The organism is Caenispirillum salinarum AK4 (assembly GCF_000315795.1).
Classification (GTDB): Bacteria; Pseudomonadota; Alphaproteobacteria; order Rhodospirillales; family Rhodospirillaceae; genus Caenispirillum; species Caenispirillum salinarum.
On the sequence record NZ_ANHY01000004.1, the window covers coordinates 44,152 to 61,720 of the forward strand.

At 67.7% G+C, this 17,569-nt stretch carries 18 protein-coding genes; 11 read left to right on the forward strand and 7 right to left on the reverse strand.

Annotated elements, in window-relative coordinates; translation table 11 throughout:
- Nucleotides 1-2 precede the first annotated feature (2 nt).
- The 9 genes from C882_RS03640 to lhpI all read left to right on the forward strand — a co-directional run bounded on the left by C882_RS03640 (nt 3) and on the right by lhpI (nt 7,573).
- The gene (locus C882_RS03640; protein ID WP_009539188.1) at nt 3-710 is read left to right on the forward strand and encodes a response regulator transcription factor; all 708 of its coding nucleotides are present in this window, start codon (nt 3-5) and stop codon (nt 708-710) included.
- A gap of 6 nt (nt 711-716) precedes the next feature.
- Entirely contained in the window at nt 717-2,504 is a 1,788-nt protein-coding gene (locus C882_RS03645; RefSeq protein ID WP_009539189.1) for a stimulus-sensing domain-containing protein, read from the forward strand.
- Nucleotides 2,505-2,581: 77 nt separating this feature from the next.
- Nucleotides 2,582-3,226 carry an imidazole glycerol phosphate synthase subunit HisH gene (gene hisH, locus C882_RS03650; RefSeq protein ID WP_009539190.1) on the forward strand — a complete coding sequence of 215 codons (645 nt, stop codon included), beginning with the start codon at nt 2,582-2,584 and terminating at the stop codon, nt 3,224-3,226.
- The gene (hisA, locus tag C882_RS03655; protein WP_043643557.1) at nt 3,223-3,954 is read left to right on the forward strand and encodes a 1-(5-phosphoribosyl)-5-[(5-phosphoribosylamino)methylideneamino]imidazole-4-carboxamide isomerase; all 732 of its coding nucleotides are present in this window, start codon (nt 3,223-3,225) and stop codon (nt 3,952-3,954) included. Before hisH ends, hisA begins: the two co-directional genes overlap by 4 nt.
- Nucleotides 3,955-4,183: 229 nt before the next feature.
- Entirely contained in the window at nt 4,184-4,942 is a 759-nt protein-coding gene (gene hisF / locus C882_RS03660) for an imidazole glycerol phosphate synthase subunit HisF (protein ID WP_009539192.1), read from the forward strand.
- A gap of 147 nt (nt 4,943-5,089) precedes the next feature.
- A complete protein-coding gene (locus C882_RS03665) occupies nt 5,090-5,437 on the forward strand; it encodes a phosphoribosyl-ATP diphosphatase (protein WP_043643559.1) in 348 nt (115 codons plus the stop codon).
- 69 nt (nt 5,438-5,506) lie between these two features.
- On the forward strand, nt 5,507-5,869 hold the full coding sequence (locus C882_RS03670; protein WP_009539194.1) for a histidine triad nucleotide-binding protein: 363 nt from the start codon (nt 5,507-5,509) through the stop codon (nt 5,867-5,869).
- Nucleotides 5,870-6,104: 235 nt separating this feature from the next.
- Nucleotides 6,105-6,320, forward strand: a complete 216-nt coding sequence (locus C882_RS03675) for a hypothetical protein (protein ID WP_009539195.1) — start codon at nt 6,105-6,107, stop codon at nt 6,318-6,320.
- 326 nt (nt 6,321-6,646) lie between these two features.
- Entirely contained in the window at nt 6,647-7,573 is a 927-nt protein-coding gene (lhpI, locus tag C882_RS03680) for a bifunctional Delta(1)-pyrroline-2-carboxylate/Delta(1)-piperideine-2-carboxylate reductase (protein ID WP_009539196.1), read from the forward strand.
- A 120-nt stretch (nt 7,574-7,693) separates the two neighbouring features.
- Here lhpI and C882_RS24915 read toward each other — a convergent pair whose 3' ends face one another.
- Nucleotides 7,694-8,221 (reverse strand): copper chaperone PCu(A)C, encoded by a 528-nt coding sequence (locus tag C882_RS24915; RefSeq protein WP_009539197.1) that lies wholly within the window; start codon nt 8,219-8,221, stop codon nt 7,694-7,696.
- A 95-nt stretch (nt 8,222-8,316) separates the two neighbouring features.
- Nucleotides 8,317-8,736 carry a DUF2946 family protein gene (locus tag C882_RS24920; RefSeq protein WP_043643561.1) on the reverse strand — a complete coding sequence of 140 codons (420 nt, stop codon included), beginning with the start codon at nt 8,734-8,736 and terminating at the stop codon, nt 8,317-8,319.
- A gap of 91 nt (nt 8,737-8,827) precedes the next feature.
- Here C882_RS24920 and C882_RS03695 point away from each other — a divergent pair, with 91 nt between their 5' ends.
- Together C882_RS03695 and C882_RS03700 are read left to right on the forward strand one after the other, a co-directional pair.
- Complete coding sequence (locus tag C882_RS03695) at nt 8,828-9,595, forward strand: HugZ family pyridoxamine 5'-phosphate oxidase (RefSeq protein WP_043643639.1); 768 nt, start codon at nt 8,828-8,830, stop codon at nt 9,593-9,595.
- A gap of 163 nt (nt 9,596-9,758) precedes the next feature.
- The gene (locus C882_RS03700) at nt 9,759-11,366 is read left to right on the forward strand and encodes a phosphoenolpyruvate carboxykinase (protein ID WP_043643563.1); all 1,608 of its coding nucleotides are present in this window, start codon (nt 9,759-9,761) and stop codon (nt 11,364-11,366) included.
- A gap of 88 nt (nt 11,367-11,454) precedes the next feature.
- On the opposite strand, the gene C882_RS03705 is transcribed toward C882_RS03700, so the two are convergent.
- The 5 genes from C882_RS03705 to C882_RS03725 form a co-directional block, all read right to left on the reverse strand.
- Nucleotides 11,455-12,429, reverse strand: coding sequence for a hypothetical protein (locus tag C882_RS03705; protein WP_009539201.1), 975 nt, complete (start codon nt 12,427-12,429; stop codon nt 11,455-11,457).
- A 195-nt stretch (nt 12,430-12,624) separates the two neighbouring features.
- Nucleotides 12,625-13,599, reverse strand: coding sequence for a hypothetical protein (locus C882_RS03710; RefSeq protein WP_009539202.1), 975 nt, complete (start codon nt 13,597-13,599; stop codon nt 12,625-12,627).
- The gene (locus C882_RS03715) at nt 13,592-15,001 is read right to left on the reverse strand and encodes a hypothetical protein (protein ID WP_152415187.1); all 1,410 of its coding nucleotides are present in this window, start codon (nt 14,999-15,001) and stop codon (nt 13,592-13,594) included. The genes C882_RS03710 and C882_RS03715 overlap by 8 nt, the downstream gene beginning before the upstream one ends.
- Nucleotides 15,002-15,121: 120 nt before the next feature.
- Nucleotides 15,122-15,901: a hypothetical protein gene (locus tag C882_RS03720; RefSeq protein ID WP_043643566.1), complete on the reverse strand. Its 780-nt coding sequence runs from the start codon at nt 15,899-15,901 to the stop codon at nt 15,122-15,124.
- 33 nt (nt 15,902-15,934) lie between these two features.
- Nucleotides 15,935-17,350 (reverse strand): hypothetical protein, encoded by a 1,416-nt coding sequence (locus C882_RS03725; RefSeq protein ID WP_009539205.1) that lies wholly within the window; start codon nt 17,348-17,350, stop codon nt 15,935-15,937.
- Between the last annotated feature and the right edge of the window lie 219 nt (nt 17,351-17,569).

The following is a 17,569-nucleotide window of genomic DNA, read 5'->3' on the forward strand; positions in this document are numbered from 1 at the left end:
CGTTGAGCAAGACCATCGCCCTGGTGGACGACGACCGCAACATCCTGACCTCGGTCTCCATCCTGCTGGAGTCCGAGGGCTTCAAGGTCACCACCTACAACGACGGCGCCGAGGCGCTGGACGGGCTGGAGCGCGCGCCCGCCGACCTGGCCGTGCTGGACATCAAGATGCCCCGCATGGACGGCATGGAACTGCTCCAGCGCCTGCGCAAGGACACCGACATGCCGGTGATCTTCCTCACCTCCAAGGATGACGAGGTGGACGAGCTGCTGGGCCTGCGCATGGGGGCGGACGACTACATCAAGAAGCCGTTCAGCCAGCGCCTGCTGATCGAGCGCATCCGCTCCGTCCTGCGCCGCGCCGACGCCCGGGCCGGCCTGCCGGAGGCCGGCGCCGAGGCCGCGCCCGATGCCATCAAACGCGGGGAACTGGTCATCGACCCGGCCCGCCACATGGTCACCTGGAAGGGCGAGAGCGTGGACCTGACGGTCACCGAGTTCCTCATCCTGCAGGCCCTGGCCCAGCGGCCGGGCCACGTGAAGAGCCGCGACCAGTTGATCGACATCGCCTATGGCGAGAGCATCTACGTGGACGACCGCACCATCGACAGCCACATCAAGCGCCTGCGCAAGAAGTTTCGCGCCGTCGATACGGACTTCTCGCAGATCGAGACGCTGTACGGCGTGGGATACCGCTACAAGGAAGCCTGATCTTAAATGGGCCTCGTCGCCGACCGCGATGACTGGAACCGTGACGCCGCCGAGGACCCTGCCGGCGGCGACGGCGGTGCTTCGCCGCTGACCGGCCGCGCCGCCCGCCGCCGCGCCCGCGCCCAGCGCCGCAGCCAGCGCCGCCGCCGGCCGTGGCTGAGCCCGCTGACGCGGCGCATCCTGGCCGTGAACCTTGTGGCGCCGGCCCTGCTGGCCTTCGGCATGCTTTACCTCGACCAGTACGAGGAAGCCCTGGTTGCCGGTGAACTGACGGCCCTGCGCACCCAGGCGGATCTCATCGCCGCCGCCGTCGGCGAGGGCGCGGTCGAGGTGCGGAGCAGCGGGTCCGAGGCCGTGCCCTTGATCCCCATGACCACTCACCGCATCGCCAACGACCCGGCGCGCCAGATGGTCCGCCGCCTGGCCGACCTGGGCGGCATGCGGGTGCGCCTGTTCGACCACAACGGCCTGCTGGTGGCCGACAGCCGCCTGCTCATGGGCGCCGGGGGCCTGGTGCAGGTCTCCGACCTGCCGCCGGTGGAGGACACCGACACGCTGATGGGGATGCTGCGCAAGGCCTATGACTGGCTGCGCGGCTCGGTCGCCTTCCGCCGCGACGTCCAGCCCTACATCGAGCGCCCGGACCAGACGGCATCAGACTACGACGAGGTGGTGGGCGCCGTGGAAGTGGGCGACTCGGGCACCGCCGTGCGCCGCCGCCGCGACGGCACCCTGGTCCTGTCGGCCGCGACGCCGGTGCAGCACTACAAGCAGGTGGTCGGCGCCGTCATGGTGCAGAAAAGCGCCGCCGACGTCGACCGCAGCGTCTTCGAGGTACGGCTTGCGGTGCTCAAACTGTCGGCCGTGACGCTGGCGGCCACCGTGCTGCTGTCGCTGTACCTGGCCGCCGCCATCGCCCGGCCGCTCACCCGCCTGTCCCAGGCCGCCGAGCGCGTGCGCCACGGCAAGGGGCGGGTTCTGGCGATTCCCGACCTGTCGGCCCGCAAGGACGAGATCGGCGACCTCTCCCAGTCCCTGCGCGAGATGACCGAAGACCTGTGGGCGCGCATGGATGCCATCGAGGCTTTCGCCGCCGACGTGGCCCACGAAATCAAGAATCCGCTGACCTCGCTGCGCTCCGCCGTCGAGACCACCGCGCGCGTCAAGGACCCGGATCAGCAGCGCCGGCTCATGGCCGTCATCCTGGACGACGTGCAGCGCATGAACCGGCTGATTTCCGACATCTCCGACGCCTCCCGCCTGGACGCCGAACTGTCGCGGGCGGAGACCGAGCCGGTGGCGCTGGGCACCATCCTGGACACGCTGGTGGAGCTGCACAATGCATCCGACACCGACGGCGCGCCGCGCTTCGTGCTCGACGCGCCCAAGGGGGATGCGCTGGTGGTGCCGGGTCTGGAGGGACGGCTCGCGCAGGTGTTCCGCAACCTCATGGGCAACGCCGCCGGCTTCAGCCCGCCCGGCGGCACCATCACGGTGCGCGCCCGCCGCGACGACGGCTGGGTGCGGGTGACCGTGGAGGACGAGGGTCCGGGCATCCCGCGCGGGAAGGAACGCGACATCTTCAACCGCTTCTATACCGAACGTCCGGCCGGCGAGAAGTTCGGCACGCACTCGGGCCTGGGGCTGTCGATCTCCAAGCAGATCGTGGAGGCCCACCGGGGCGCGATCCGGGCGGAAAACCGCCGCGACGACATGGGCGCCGTGCTGGGCGCGCGCTTCATCGTCACCCTGCCGGCCGATGCCGACGTCGAGGGCGGCGAAGCGGCAGAATAACGGTCCGGCCTCCATGGGCTTTGTTTGGCGGGCGCTTCCTGCTACAAGACCAGCGTTTTTCCGCCGAAGGGATCGTCATGACCGTCGCGATCATCGATTACGGCTCGGGCAACCTGCGATCGGCCGCCAAGGCGCTGGAGCGCGCGGTGGCCGAGAGCGGCAGCACCCAGAGCGTCCTGGTCACCGCCGACACGAAGGCCGTGCGCGAGGCCGACCGCATCGTCCTGCCCGGCGTCGGCGCCTTCGCCGACTGCCGCAGCGGCCTCGACGCCGTGCCCGGCATGGTCGACGCCCTGCGCGAGACCGTGCTGGAAAAGGGCCGCCCGTTCCTGGGCATCTGTGTCGGCATGCAGCTCATGGCCACCAAGGGCCTGGAACATCGCACCGCCGACGGGCTGGACTGGATTTCCGGCGAGGTGGTGCGCATCCATCCCAGCGATCCCTCGCTGAAGGTCCCGCACATGGGCTGGAATGAACTGGTCTTCGAACCCGGCGCCCATCCCATGCTCGACGGTGTCGCGCCGGGCGACCACGCGTACTTCGTGCACAGCTATCACTTCGTGCCGCGCCTGGCCGCGCACCGGCTGGCGACCGTTCAATACGGCGAGACGCTGACCGCCTGTGTCGGCCGCGACAACCTGTTCGGCACCCAGTTCCACCCGGAGAAAAGCCAGGCCACGGGCCTCAAGCTGCTCTCCAATTTCCTGCGTTGGGCCCCATGATCCTGTTTCCCGCCATCGACCTGAAGGACGGTGCCTGCGTCCGCCTGCTCAAGGGCGAGATGGACAAGGCGACCGTCTTCAACACTTCCCCGGCCGATCAGGCCCGCGCCTTCAAGGACGCGGGCTGCGAGTGGCTGCATGTCGTCGACCTGAACGGCGCGTTTGCCGGCAAGCCGGTCAACGCCGACGCCGTGGAGGCGATCCTCGCCGTCACCGGGGCGGACATGCCCGTACAGCTGGGCGGCGGCATCCGCGACCGCGCCACCATCGACATGTGGCTGGAAAAGGGTGTTCAGCGCGTGATCCTGGGCACCGTCGCCCTGCGCCACCCTGAGCTGGTCAAGGACGCCTGCAAGGCCCACCCCGGCCGCGTCGCCGTCGGCATCGACGCCCGCGACGGCATGGTCGCCGTGGAAGGCTGGGCCGAGACCAGCGAGATGACCGCCATCGACCTCGCCATGAAGTTCGAGGACGCGGGCGTGGCGGCCATCATCTACACCGACATCGACCGCGACGGCGTGCTGTCGGGCCCCAACGTGGACGCCACGGCAGCCCTGGCGGAGAAGATCTCCACGCCGGTGATCGTTTCGGGCGGTGTCTCCTCCCTGGACGACCTGAAGGCGTGCAAGGCGAAGGCCGATACCGGCATCGTCGGCGTCATCTCGGGCCGCGCCGTCTACGACGGCCGCATCGACCTGGGCGAGGCGCTCAAGGTGATGAAGGACTGAACGGGGTTTTTGAACCACCAAGACACCAAGACACCAAGACACCAAGAGATCGCGGCGCAGCCGCACCATCTCGGTAGAGCTGCGAATATGGCCGGGCTTGAAGTGGAATCGCGGGAGCGCGAGGGAGGCTGGGCCTCCCTCGCATATCATTGCGGCGAAGCCGCAAAGCCTTGGTGTCTTGGTGCCTTGGTGGTGAACAACACCGGCGTGTGAAGGTTAAGGACGACCCATGCTCAAGATGCGCATCATTCCCTGCCTGGACGTGAAGGACGGCCGCGTCGTCAAGGGCGTGAATTTCGTCGGTCTGCGCGATGCCGGCGATCCCGTGGAGCAGGCCCGCGTCTACGACGCCGCCGGGGCCGACGAACTTTGCTTCCTGGACATCACCGCCAGCCACGAAAAGCGCGACACGCTTTATGACGTGGTCGCCCGTACCGCCGAACAGTGCTTCATGCCGCTGACCGTCGGCGGCGGCGTGCGCACGGTCGAGGACATCCGCAAGCTGCTGCTGGCCGGGGCCGACAAGGTCTCCATCAACACGGCCGCCGTGCACAATCCCGACTTCGTGCGGGAGGCGGCGGAAAAGTTCGGCAGCCAGTGCATCGTCGTCGCCATCGACGCCAAGTCGGTCGGGCCGGACACGTTCGAGATCTTCACCCACGGCGGCCGCAATCCCACCGGCATCGACGCCGTGGAATGGGCGAAGAAGATGGAAGAGTTGGGCGCCGGCGAAATCCTGCTGACCAGCATGGACCGCGACGGCACCAAGCAGGGCTTCAACCTGCCGCTGACGCGCGCGGTGGCCGATGCGGTGTCCATTCCCGTCATCGCCTCGGGCGGCGTCGGCAATCTGGACCATCTGGTGGACGGCATCACGGAAGGCCACGCCACCGCCGTTCTGGCCGCCTCCATCTTCCACTTCGGCGAATACACGATCGCCGAGGCCAAGGCCCACATGAAGGCCGCGGGCGTGGCCGTGCGCGACTAATACCGGGCGACACTTGAGATCGCACACTTGTCGCCCGGCAAGGCCGACTGGCCGCCGCGCCTTATGGCGCGTGAGCCTGCGTGGCAACTGAACGCAGCCTCGATGATTTCAATCATCGAGGCGTATAAGGACGACAGGGGACAGAGCATGAGCACCGACGCCTCCGCCGCCATCCTGGACGAGTTGTTTGCGGTGATCGAGGGCCGCAAGGCGGCCGATCCCGAAAGCAGCTACACCGCCAAGCTGTTCGCCAAGGGCCGCAAGAAGATCGCCCAGAAGGTCGGCGAGGAAGGCGTGGAATGCGCCATCGCCGCCGTCTCGGAAACGCCGGACGACGTGGTGGCGGAAAGTGCCGACCTGCTCTATCACCTGATGGTGCTGTGGGCGGAACAGGGCATCACGCCCGATCGTATCTATGCCGAGCTGGGCAAGCGCGTCGGCGTCTCCGGCCTGGCCGAGAAGGCCGCGCGCGCGAAGACCGGCAAGCCTTTGTAGTGCGGGCGACAACTGGACGTTTTCGTGCGTCGCCCGGTGTCACGTGATCGGATAGACAGGGAGCATTCGATGGCCTACGACGACAACAACGTGTTCGCCAAGATCCTGCGCGGCGACATTCCCTGCAGGAAGGTCTACGAGGACGACCACGTGCTCGCCTTCGAGGACATCGAGCCCAAGCGCCCCGTCCACGTGCTGGTCATCCCCAAGGGCAAGTACGAGGACGCCACCGACTTCGGCGAGAATGCGTCGGACGCCGAGATCGCGGCCCTGCACCGTGCCATCGCCCGCATCGCGCGCGACAGCAACATCGACGGCACGGGCTACCGCCTCATCGCCAACACCGGATCGAACGGCGGACAGGAAGTGCCGCACCTGCACTTCCACATGCTGGGCGGCGCGCCGGCGGGGCCGATGATCAAGGCGCAGTGAATTTTCTTTCCAGTCATTGACGAATGTCATGGGGCGCCCCGGCGGGCGCCCCTTACGCTGTGGGTTACATTCTTGTTTTCGCATGTAATACCGGGCGACACATGGAGTCTCACACGGGTCGCCCGGCAAGGCCGACTGGCCGTCGCGCCTTATGGCGCGTGAGGCTGCGTGCCGAGTGAACGCAGCGTCGATGATTGCAATCCTCGACGCGAATAAGCTGAGAAAGGATCGACCCATGCGCTTTCTGCCGATTCTCCTGCCCGTGTTCATGCTGGCGCCGATCCTGATCTGGATGGGCCTGGAAATGTTCGTCATCAAGGGCGACGCCGCCCGCTGGCTGTCGGGCAACCTGTGGGAGGTGGGCCTGGGCCTGGCCGTCACCTTCGCCGCCTGCATCGCGGTGGCCAAGTTCGTCGCCGACAGCATCACCAAGACCATGCGGCATCACTAGGGCCGCCGGTACCGCCTTGCCCCGCCCCGTTCGCCAGTCCCTCTCCCCTGAGAGCGAAACGGCGGGGCAGGTCGCGGCCGGTGGTCGACGGGATCAAGGCCTCGGACCTTTCGAACGGTGTCGAGCCGCGGGAGCCGGCCGCGAACAGGCGGAGGGCGGATGGTTCTGGGGGACCGTCCGCCCTCTTGCCGTTTCCGCCCGCCGCGTCGCCGTTCCGCCCGTCCCGTGGCCGGAAACCCGGAGCGGCCCTTTACGCGCCCCCGCCCGACCTGGATGATGAGGCCAATCGGCCAACGTTCACCATCATTCAGGGAGGACCCCGCCCCATGCGCCTGCTGACCGCCGAGGACGTCGCCCGGACCCTCGAACCCCGCGCCCTGGTCGACGCCCTGCGCGACGGCTTCAAGGCCGGGGCCACCGTGCCGCTGCGCCATCATCATCCGCTGCCCGGCGAGGACAACGCCAAGGGCATGCTTCTGCTCATGCCGGCGTGGCGCGAGGGCGCGTACCTGGGCGTGAAGATCGCCACCGTTTTCACAGAGAATCCCAAGCGCGGCCTGTCGTCCGTCATGGGCGTCTACTACCTGTGCGACGGCGACACCGGCACGCCGCTGGCCGTCATGGACGCCACCGAACTCACCCGCCGGCGCACCGCAGCCGCTTCCGCGCTGGGTGCGGACTATCTGGCGCGGCCCGACGCCAGGACCCTGCTGGTGGTCGGCACCGGTGCACTGGCGCCCCACTTCATCGCCGCCCACCGCGCCGTGCGGAACTACGAGCAGGTGCTGGTCTACGGCCGCAACAAGCAGACAGCCGAGGAGCTGCGCAAGGAGGTCCACGGCATCGAACTGGTCGACGACCTGCGCGACGGCGTGGACGCCGCCGACGTCATCTCCTGCGTCACCACGTCCCACGATCCGGTGGTTCCGGGTGCGTGGCTCAAGCCCGGGCAGCACCTGGACATGGCGGGCGGCTTCACCCCCCGCATGCGCGAAACCGACGACGACGGCGTCACCCGCGCGTCGGTCTTCATCGACAGCGACGGCGCCCTGAAGGAGGCCGGCGACATCGTCCAGCCCATGACGGCCGGCGTAATCACGGCCGACGACATCAAGGGCGACCTGTTCCAGCTGACCCGCGGCGAGCGCCCGGGCCGGCAGTCGGCGGACGAGATCACCCTGTTCAAGAGCGTCGGCAATGCCATCGAGGACTTGATCGGCGCCGCGCTCGCCTACGAGAAGAGCGGCGGCTGATCCGAGGCCCGTTAAGGTGCCTGCCAGCACCTTCCCGGCCGATCCCAACGCCGTGCAGGAACAGGGGCGTCAGACGAAAGCGCGGGACGGCCTTGGCGGCCGCCCCGCGCTTCTCTTGGATCAATGCTTCATGTTGCCCATGCCGTGGCCGCCGCCGGCGGACATGGCGCCGACGCCCTTCACGGGGGTCGCCACGGAGGCCGTTTCGCCGTTGTCGAGCGTCAGGGTGATGTTGAACACCTGCCCTTCCTCCAGCGGCGCGTGCAGGCCCATGAGCATGACGTGGTAGCTGCCGGGCTCCAGCCTAGTGGCGCCGTTGGCGGGCACCTCGATCTTCTCCACCTCGCGCATCTTCATGACGTCGCCTTCCTTGATGTGGGTGTGCAGTTCCACCGTCTTGGCGACGTCCGAGGCGGCGGAGACCACGGCGCGGTCCTCGGCGCCGGTGTTCTTCAGCACCATGAAGGCGCCGCCGTTGCGGGCCATGCCGGCCGAGGCGCGGGCCCAGGGCTGGTGAACCTCGACCGCGCCGACGCTAGCGGCGGGCTCCATCTTCTTTTCTTCACTCCCGGCGGCGAGGGCGGCGGTACTGGTCAGGCCGGCGGCGAGCATCAGGCCGGCGGCGGTCAGGGTACGGAGCGTCGTCATGGTAGGGTCTCCCGTCCATGCCGGCGGTGTCGCGCGGCATGGCATCGTGTCGTCGTCTGGAAAGGGAACGCGCTGAAGCGGCCGGAGGGGCCGGCTCAGGCCGCAGGCGGGCCGCGCGGCAGGCGCGACCACGGACGGCGGTCGGCCTGGGGAGACGACGGCGACTCGGCGGACACCAGAAGCGGCAGGGCGGCCGGAAGGGGAACGGCCGCCACCGGCGCATCCAGGCCGCAGAAGCCGAGCGCGGTGCAGACGGGACAGGACTGGCTCGCGCCGGAAGGGGATGCGGCGCGGCCGCGCGCGTCCTGCTGGTCCGGGGTCATGGTGCGCGGCCCGAAGGCCGTGCAGACCAACAGGGTGCGCGGGAAACCGTCGGCCCCGGCCGGAAGGGGAACGGCCTGTCCCAGGGGCACGACGATCTGAAGCAGCAACGCGACGCTCGCCAGCCAGACGGCGAATCCGCCGGGGCCGGAGCGTCCGCGCCCGCGGCGCGCGATATATGAGCGATGCTGCATGGGGCGCAGTGTGGCGCGTTCCCAGGCGTTTGGGAAGACCTTGCTGCGCGCCGGCCTTTACGCGGCGCCGGCGGCGGGCGATCATCGGCCCATGCGCAAGGACATCCCCACCATCATGCCCGGCCGCAGCCACCGCGACGCCGTCCGGCGGCTGCTCAGGGGCGTCCGCAAGGCCGGCCTCGCCACCACCATGGCAGAGGGCGGCGCACCCTACGCCAGCCTCGTCACCGTCGCCACCGACCAGGACGGCAGCCCGCTCCTGCTGCTGTCGGGCCTGGCCGACCACACCCGAAACCTGGCCGCCGAGCCCCGCGCCGCCCTGCTGGTCGACGCGGCCGAAGGTCTCGACAACCCGCAGACGGGGCCGCGCGCCACGGTCATGGGCCGCATCGCCCGCGTTGCCGATCCGGCGGAGGAGGAGCGCGGCCGCCGGCGCTTCCTGGCGCGGCATCCTGCGGCGGCCCTGTACGCCGGCTTCGGCGATTTCGCGCTGTACCGCATGGCGGTGGAGCGGGCGCATTACGTGGGCGGATTCGCGCGCGCCGTGTGGATCGACGACGGGCCGTCGCTGCTCAGCCCGCCGGCCCTGGCCGCGGCCATGAGCGACGCCGAGGTTTCCATCATCACCCACATGAACGATGACCACGCCGACGCCGTTGACCTCTACGCGCGGCGGCTGTGCGGCCGGTCCGGCGAAGAAGGATGGCGCATGGCCGCCATCGACGCCGACGGCTGCGATCTGGTCTCCGCCGAACAGGCCGCGCGCCTGCCGTTCGATCCGTCGCTGACGGACCCGTCCGGGGCGCGGGAGACCCTGGTGGCGCTGGTGAAAAAGGCGCGGGCGGGCGGTGCGGAATAGTCCTTCGGACGTACCACACGCGACGCGCTAAAAACCTTCGCAAAACTGCCATCCTCACGGTTGCCCGCGCCCTTTTGAGCCACTATTGTACGCGCGTTCCGATTCGGAAATTTAGTGTCTCCGAATCGCGCGTTCACGAAACGTCATTAGCGGGAGCCTCGTGGTGCAGCAGTCCGGTCCCTACATCAGTTCGAATGGTCTCGAAACCCTGGGCCTGAAGAACCTGGCCCATGTGCATTGGAACTACACCTCGGCCCAACTGGTCGAGGAGGCCATGAAGCGCGGCGAGGCTCAGCTCGCCAAGGGTGGTGCCCTGGTGGCCGACACCGGCGTCCACACGGGCCGGTCGCCCAACGACAAGTTCATCGCCGAGGACCCGTCGGTGAAGGACACCATCGACTGGGGCACCGTGAACCGCGGCATGTCGACGGAGAACTTCGAGAAGATTCACGCCCGGATGCTCAAGCACCTGGAAGGCAAGGAAGTCTTCGTGCAGGACTGCTTCGCCGGCGCCGACCTGGACCACCGCCTGCCGGTGCGCGTGATCTGCGAGCAGGCCTGGCACAACATGTTCGCGCGCAACATGTTCATCCAGCCCGAGGCCGCCGACCTGAAGGACTTCGCGCCGGGCTTCACCGTCATCCAGTGCCCCAGCTTCGAGGCCGATCCGGCCACCGAGGGCACGCGGTCGGAAACGGTCATCGCCGTGTCCTACGAAAAGAAGCTGGTGCTGATCGGCGGCACCTCCTATGCCGGGGAGATCAAGAAGAGCATCTTCTCGGTCCTGAACTACACCCTGCCGGGCAAGGGCATCCTGCCCATGCACTGCTCGGCCAACATCGGCCCCGAGGGTGACGTGGCGATCTTCTTCGGCCTGTCGGGCACCGGCAAGACCACGCTGTCGGCCGACGCCTCGCGCACGCTGATCGGCGACGACGAGCACGGCTGGGGCCCGAACGGCGTCTTCAACTTCGAGGGCGGCTGCTACGCCAAGGTCATCAAGCTGAGCCCCGAGGCCGAGCCGGAAATCTATGCCACCACCCAGAAGTTCGGCACCATCCTTGAAAACGTGGTGATGGACGAGGGCACGCGCGAACTGGACCTGGACGACGGCTCCAAGACCGAGAACACCCGCGCCTCCTACCCGCTGGAGTTCATTCCCAACGCCAGCGACACCGGCCGGGGCGGCCACCCCAAGAACATCATCATGCTGACCGCCGACGCCTTCGGCGTGCTGCCGCCGATCAGCAAGCTGACGCCGGAACAGGCCATGTATCACTTCCTGTCGGGCTACACCGCCAAGGTCGCCGGCACGGAAAAGGGCGTGAAGGAGCCGCAGGCCACCTTCTCCACCTGCTTCGGCGCCGCCTTCATGCCGCGCCACCCCACCGTCTACGGCAAGCTGCTGGCCGAGCTGATGGAAAAGCACGGCGCCAACTGCTGGCTGGTCAACACGGGCTGGTCGGGCGGCGCCTACGGCGTCGGCCACCGCATGAAGATCAGCCACACCCGCGCCATGGTGAACGCCGCCCTGGACGGCACGCTGGCCAAGGCCGAGTTCACCACCGACCCGAACTTCGGCGTCCAGGTCCCGACCTCGTGCCCCAACGTGCCCGACGAAGTGCTGCAGCCCAAGAGCACCTGGGACGACAAGGCGGCCTACGACGCCGCCGCCGCCGACGTGGCGGCCCGCTTCGAGAAGAACTTCGCCCAGTTCGAGGAGCACGTGGAGCCCAAGGTCAAGGACGCCGCCATCCGCTCGGCCGCCTGATCCTGGCATCCCGCGACTCGCGGTGACGGAAACCGGCGCCTTCCGAGGGAGGCGCCGGTTTTCGTTTCGGGGGAGCGGGGACCGGGCGTCAGGGCGGGGTGGGCTTGCGCACGGTCGACTCATACAGCGCGTGCGCATGACCGATGTAGTGCGAGAACGTCTCGGGCCGCAGGTCTTCCAGCCGGTCGCCAAAGCTCGGGATCGCCCGGTGTATCCAGAGGGCCGGCCTGCAGCCGGCGCCCGAGGCGTCGCGGGCGACCTGATCCAGAAGCACGTCAAGCTGCCCCTGATCCATCCCCGCGCCCAGATGGCGACGGCGGAACGGGTTGCCGCGCTTGTCCTTGAACGCAGGGCCGGCGTCGATGAAATAGCCGTCGTCCAGAACCGTCACCACCAAAGCGACGGCCAGTTCGCCGTTGTCGTTGCGGCCGCAGGGCTGCCGGGGCCAGGCCCCGCCTTGATGACGCGAGTCGCTGATGTATTCCGCGTACAGGTCCTTTGCGAGAAATCGCGGGCCGGCGTCGCTGTCGGAGAATGGCAACTGACTGACGCCGAAGGCGACCACGGTGAACAGGACACCGAGCCAGAAAAATCGCAGGCTGAGCCGCACGCGCTTCTTCTGGCGAGCCCACGCGATTTTCAGATTTTCCTCCGTGTACGGCTGCATTCTGGGGCGCCGAACGACGATCCTTAAAAAGCGCAGTTCCCTTTTGAGTTCGGCCTTGCTCGGAGAGCCGTCGCCATGGCTGTGCGGCTGCGCCTTCCGGCCTTCCAACTCGTCCCGCAGGTCCTGCGCCCTGCTTTCCTGAAGGATCAGGTCCGCCTCGCTCACGCGGCTGGCGATGAGGATGCCGACCAGAAAGAACGAGAGGGCACATAGTGCGGCATCGATATAGGTCGGGCGCCCGCCGGCCAGACTCAGCATCGCCGCGGCGGCCGGTACGGCGCCAGAATTCAGGTAGAGGCAGAGCTTGGCCGTTCCGAGGAACGCACCGTCGAGCGCCTCCTCCGCATGGTCGATGCGGTCGACAAGGCCATCGTCGGCTTCGCCGTCGGACGTCATGTGAACCGATCCATGAACCGGTTCAACCAGTTAGGCGGCCGTCGGGGCGGATCGACCGGATCGCGCGGCGGAACGGGTTCAGATGGGTCAGAATACACTTCGCCTTCATCCGGACCGAGAGCCGCCCGCAGTCTCTCCAGAAGGCCATTGCACGCCTCCCGTGTTTTCGGCAGTCCACCCGTCACCGGTTCATCCTCACCGCAGCCGGGTCCGGTAGATGTAGACGTGGCCTTCCACCAGTTCGTCCATGGCGCGCAGCTGGTTGGCGTCGGTCACCGCGTTGTTGTCGTACCGCACGTAGTAGCGGCACCCGCGCCGTTCACTGTCGTCGTAGATGCGCCGGAAGACGCGCCTGAAGTCGGATCGGCTCATCACGCCACCCAGCATCTGCCGGTCGAGCCCAAGGGCCGCCGCCTGATCGGCGCGGGAAGCAGGCCAGGCGGGCGAGACGATCAGATAGCCGTTGAACGCCTTGACGTTGGCAAGGTACTGCAGGGCGCCGTCCGGGTCGTCGCCCTTCCGCCAGCATGCGGGCGCACCGATGCCCGCGCCGCCGCCGGTGACTTCTTCCAGCTTCGCCACGCGGCTGCGGAGCACCTGGTTCTGCTGCCGCTTGTCGGCCATTTCGGCTTCCAGGTCGTCTGCTTGCTGCTGTGCCTCCTGCAAGCGGGCCGCCAGGGCCTTCGCGAAATCCTCGGTGGCCTTCAGCCGACGCTCCGCCGCCTCCCGCGCCTGCCGCTCCGCTTCGAGTTGGTGCTTGACGTCACTGTACTTCGCGAGAAGCTCCCGCTTGTCGTCGGTCAGCGACGACGCCATCTCTTCCTTCTGGGCCCGCTCCTCGGAAAGCTCCTCCTTGAGCCGTGCGACCTGGGTCTCAAGTTCGGAAAGCGCGACAAGGCGGGAGAACAGGGCGTCCACGTCGGCCGGCACGACCTCGGACTTGCCAAGCCCCTTGCCCAGCGCATTCTCCAGCGCCATAAGACGCTCGCGCTCCTCCATCAGCGCCTCGCGCGACGGTTCGTTGGTGGCGAAAGCGCCCGAGGCGGCGCCGATGATGATCACCAGGAACACCATTGCCACCATGACCTCGGCCAGGGTCAGGGCCACGAAGTCGGGCCGCTGGAGAAGACGGGAGAGGTTGCCGAGGGACGTCGGCTGTCGGTCATCCATTTCGCGCCTCCGCGTACCTGTGGACCTGCTCGCTCTTTTGCGTTGCGTCCTCGAGAATGCTCGCCAAGGCTTCATCGAGAGCGTGCATGCTGTTGGTGAAATCCCTTGCGATGCCCTGCACCGCGGCCGTCAGCTTGGTGAAAACGGCCTGGGCCTCCGTGTCCCAGTGCTGCTGCACGGCCTGGGTGCTCGTCTCGGCAGCCTCCTGGAACGATTTCAGCGCTGCCTCGCGGGCTGCCCGCATCTGCTCCTGCGCCCGCTGCATCTGCGCAAGGTCGGCTTCCAGGACCTTATTGAACCGCTCACGTCCCTGCGCGCTGGCCTCTGCGAAGCCGCTGCTGTGCTCCTCCCAAACGGTGGCGGCCGACTCCATGCGGTCGTTGAGCGTGGTCGACGCGGCCTCGATCCCCGCCACGGCCTGGGACAGCGACTCGACCGCCGCCGCCATGGAGGCGTCGATGCGCTCGAAGGCGTGGGCGCCGGTGCCGATGGCCGCCGCGCCCGCCTCGGAACTGGCGGCGAACTTGTCCATGGCGTTCCGCGCCCGGCCCATGTTGGCGTTGGCACCGCTGAGCGTCTTGGAGAACCCCTGGAACTCCTCGACCGCCGCCTGCATCCTGGCGGCCGTGTCCTGCACCCGCGCCTCAAGCGTCGCGATGTTGTCGGCCAGGCCGGAGAACATCTCGTCTAATTGGACGTGAACGTGCTCCGCCGGCGGGCGGAAGGTGCGAATCTGCTGCTCCAGGTCGCCGATGGCCGTGCTGAGCCGTTCCGTCCCGTTCTGCATGGACGTGCGAATGCTCTCGGCGTTTTCGTTGGTTGTGCCGGCGATCTTCGCGGCCGATTTCTTGTATTCCTCCATCACCTCGTTCAGCGACGCGTCGAGGTTTGCCGAGATGTTCGTCCTGGTCTCATCAAGCGTCTCCTTGAAGCCCTGCTCGATGGTCTTGCCGGACTCCCGGATGCTGGCGGCGGCGGCGCCGCTGGCCTCGTTGATGAGGTCCACCGCCTTGGTCAGGTTGTAGGTCAGGGCCTTGACGTTCTCGTGGATCTGCCAACGGGCTTCCTGCTCCTCCTGGTCGATGCGCGGCACAAGCTGGCTGAGCATGGTGCGCAGGTAGAAGCCGAAGATCGTGGTGGTCAGCGCCACGCCGAAGCGGCCCAGAAGGTGGGCGGCGGCGATTCCCTCCTCCGGCGCCATCAGCATGCCGAGCAGGCTGGCCGACAGCGACGTCAGGGTGAACAGGAACCCCAGGAAATACAGGGCGTCGCCCAGCACGTCGCGGTGCTTGCGCTTGGGGTCCTGCTTCCTGCCCCAGAGAAAGAAGCCGGTCATGCAGCCGAGCGGCCATCCGACCACCACCCACCAGGGCGCCTCGGGCCACCACTGGCCAGCCGCCATCAACCCGCCCGCGCCCAAGAAGAAGGCCCACGAGAACCGTCTCCCCAGGCCTTGCGGCGTGCCGCCCTTCTTGTCTTGCGATTCCGACGCCATACCCACTTCCCCTCAAGTCACTCTTGCTCAGCGCACGCGGTCCACCTGCGTGAGCCGGCCGCCCATTTCGGCGATCCATTGTTCCCAGAACGCGACGTGGTCCCGCCCCTGGAATTGCGTGAAGCCGGGACGCACCAGGTAGATCAACTGGACATCCACATCGTTCAGAAGCGCCGACGGCGCGGCCCGCCCCGCCTGCCGCCGGAAGGCCTCGAAGTCCGCCCCGTTGGGGCCGTACTGCGAGAAGTACGGCATGTTGTGCAGCATGTCGGAGACGATGAGCAGCCGCCGCCGGCTGGACTGGTCCGGCTGGAAGGTCGGCAGCGTGGTGATCACCTGGATCATTTCCATGATCGGCGACGTCCCGGCCTCCCGGCCCTCCACGGCTTCTTCCAGCGCCGTGTCCAGCGGCCGGCGGAAGCCTTGCTCGAACCGCCGCCGGATCAGCGCCGGATTCTGGTACAGCGCGTTCGCCTCCGTCCCGTCGCCGGGGGAGCACTTGGAGAACAGCGGCTCCAGGTCGTAGTCGTCATCGCTGAGCACGAACAGCGACAGCCGCTCGCCGGCGTCCAGGTCGGCCGATGCTGCCTCCAGCCGGCGCCGCACGACGGCCGCCTGGGTCCGGCTGAGCGAGTCCGACCGGTCGACCAGCACCGCCAGATGATCCGTCGGCCCGTCGACCGGGCAGAACGTCTCGGGGTTGTAGGCTTGGGAGCCGCCGACGGCCAGCCGCACGCCGATCAGCGCCAGCAGCACCACGCCGATGCCGGCAATGATGGCGAGGCCCTGGCGGTCCTTCTTGCTCAAGTTCTTTTTCTTACGCGGGGGCATGGATCACCTTCACGCGGCTGCGGCGCCGGCGGCCGGCGCAGGACCGTCGCGCTTGAGAAGCCGCTCCGCCTCCTCCTCGACCTCGCGGAAGAAGGCGCTGGTGTCCTCGAGCTTCCGGCTGTTCAGGCTGCGCAGCGCGTCCAGCGTGTCGCCGATCTTGCCGCGCATGTCCTTGACCGCCACGTTGAACTGCTCAAGGTTGCGCTCCTCGTCCTTGAGGTCGGGCAGCGCCATGCGCAGGTGCTTGCCGAAGCTGTACTTGTCGTTCCAGTACGGCGGATTGTTCGCCGTGCGGATTTCCGAATTCTGCGCGCGATAGGTGAACAGAAGCAGGTTGCAGGCCTCTTCCAGCGCGTTGGCGTGCCGGGTGTAGTCGTTGCAGACGGCGCGCGACCGGTCGATCAGGTCGCTGTATTCGCGCACGTGCGCCTGCCCGGTGGCGACCATGGCGTCGGCCTTCACCCGGTGCTCGTCGATGGCGCCGTTGATGGCGGTGGTGATGGCCTGGCGCCGTTCCAGGTAGTTGGCCTCCGCCTCCTTGTAGGCGCGGTGCAGGCGGCCATAGCCCGGCAACGGATCGTCAGCCTTGAAGGCCTTGATCATGGCGATGATGGCAAAGACGGTGCCCAGCCCGAACAGGATCCAGGCATCCAGATTGTTGATGCCGAACGGCGAGCGGATGAGGTTGGGAATCGCCTGGACGATGGCCGTGAACGGGTCGGACTCCAGAACCGCCCGGTAGTGGGCGACCGCCAGGTTGAACGTGACCAGCAGAACGCCGTACAGGCCCAGCCCCGCCGAGGCCGCGATGCGCAGGTTCTGGTCGACCAGCGGATGCACGTAGGGCAAGACGCGCGAACCGATCAGCAGCGCCGGCACCACGTTCACCAGCGAGATCAGCAGTGCCTGGAACAGGCCGCCGAGCAGGCCGAGATCGCTGCCCTTGGCGAAGAAATAGCTGTTGGCGATGGATTCGGCGAGCACGATCCCGCCCACGATCGCCCAGTGCAGGATGAAGGAATCCGGGTACGACGGCTCCCGCCGGCACTTGTGGCGCGCCTGGAACACGCGCACCTCGCGCAGCATCCGGCGCTCGTGCTCCCGGGCCTTCACCAGGCCCGGGCGATGTTCGTGCTCGGCACGCTCGATGGCGGAATCGGCCTCCTTGGGGATGTCCTCGATCCGCAGGTTCGCCATCTCGCGCTCGATCTGTTCGCGCCGGGTCTTGTGGCGGTCCAGGGCATCGCGGCTTTCCCTCCGGGCCTGGTCGAGCAACTCGCCGATGCGCTGGACGATGTCGCGCTGGGGGACGTCGAAATCCGTGGCGCCGGGGCCCGGCTGGTTCATCTGCCCCTGCTGAATGGCCTTGTTCTCGATGTCGAGGTCCCGCGCGAGGCCGTCGACGTCAATATCGTGCTCTAGCATGTCTGCCCCCGAACGGCGCGGCGAACAGACACATCCATCGCCGCAGACTACTCCCTAATCGCCATTATGCGACGAAAGTTTGCTGCGGTGCAATCTTCCAGTGCGGAAGGTGATTCGTGTGAAACAGCGGTTGAACCGAAGGAACTGCGACCCTTGATTTAGGAAAAGGCGCCGTCTTCTACCTGCGGGTTGGCGTTGACTGACGCGCGCGACACGCCG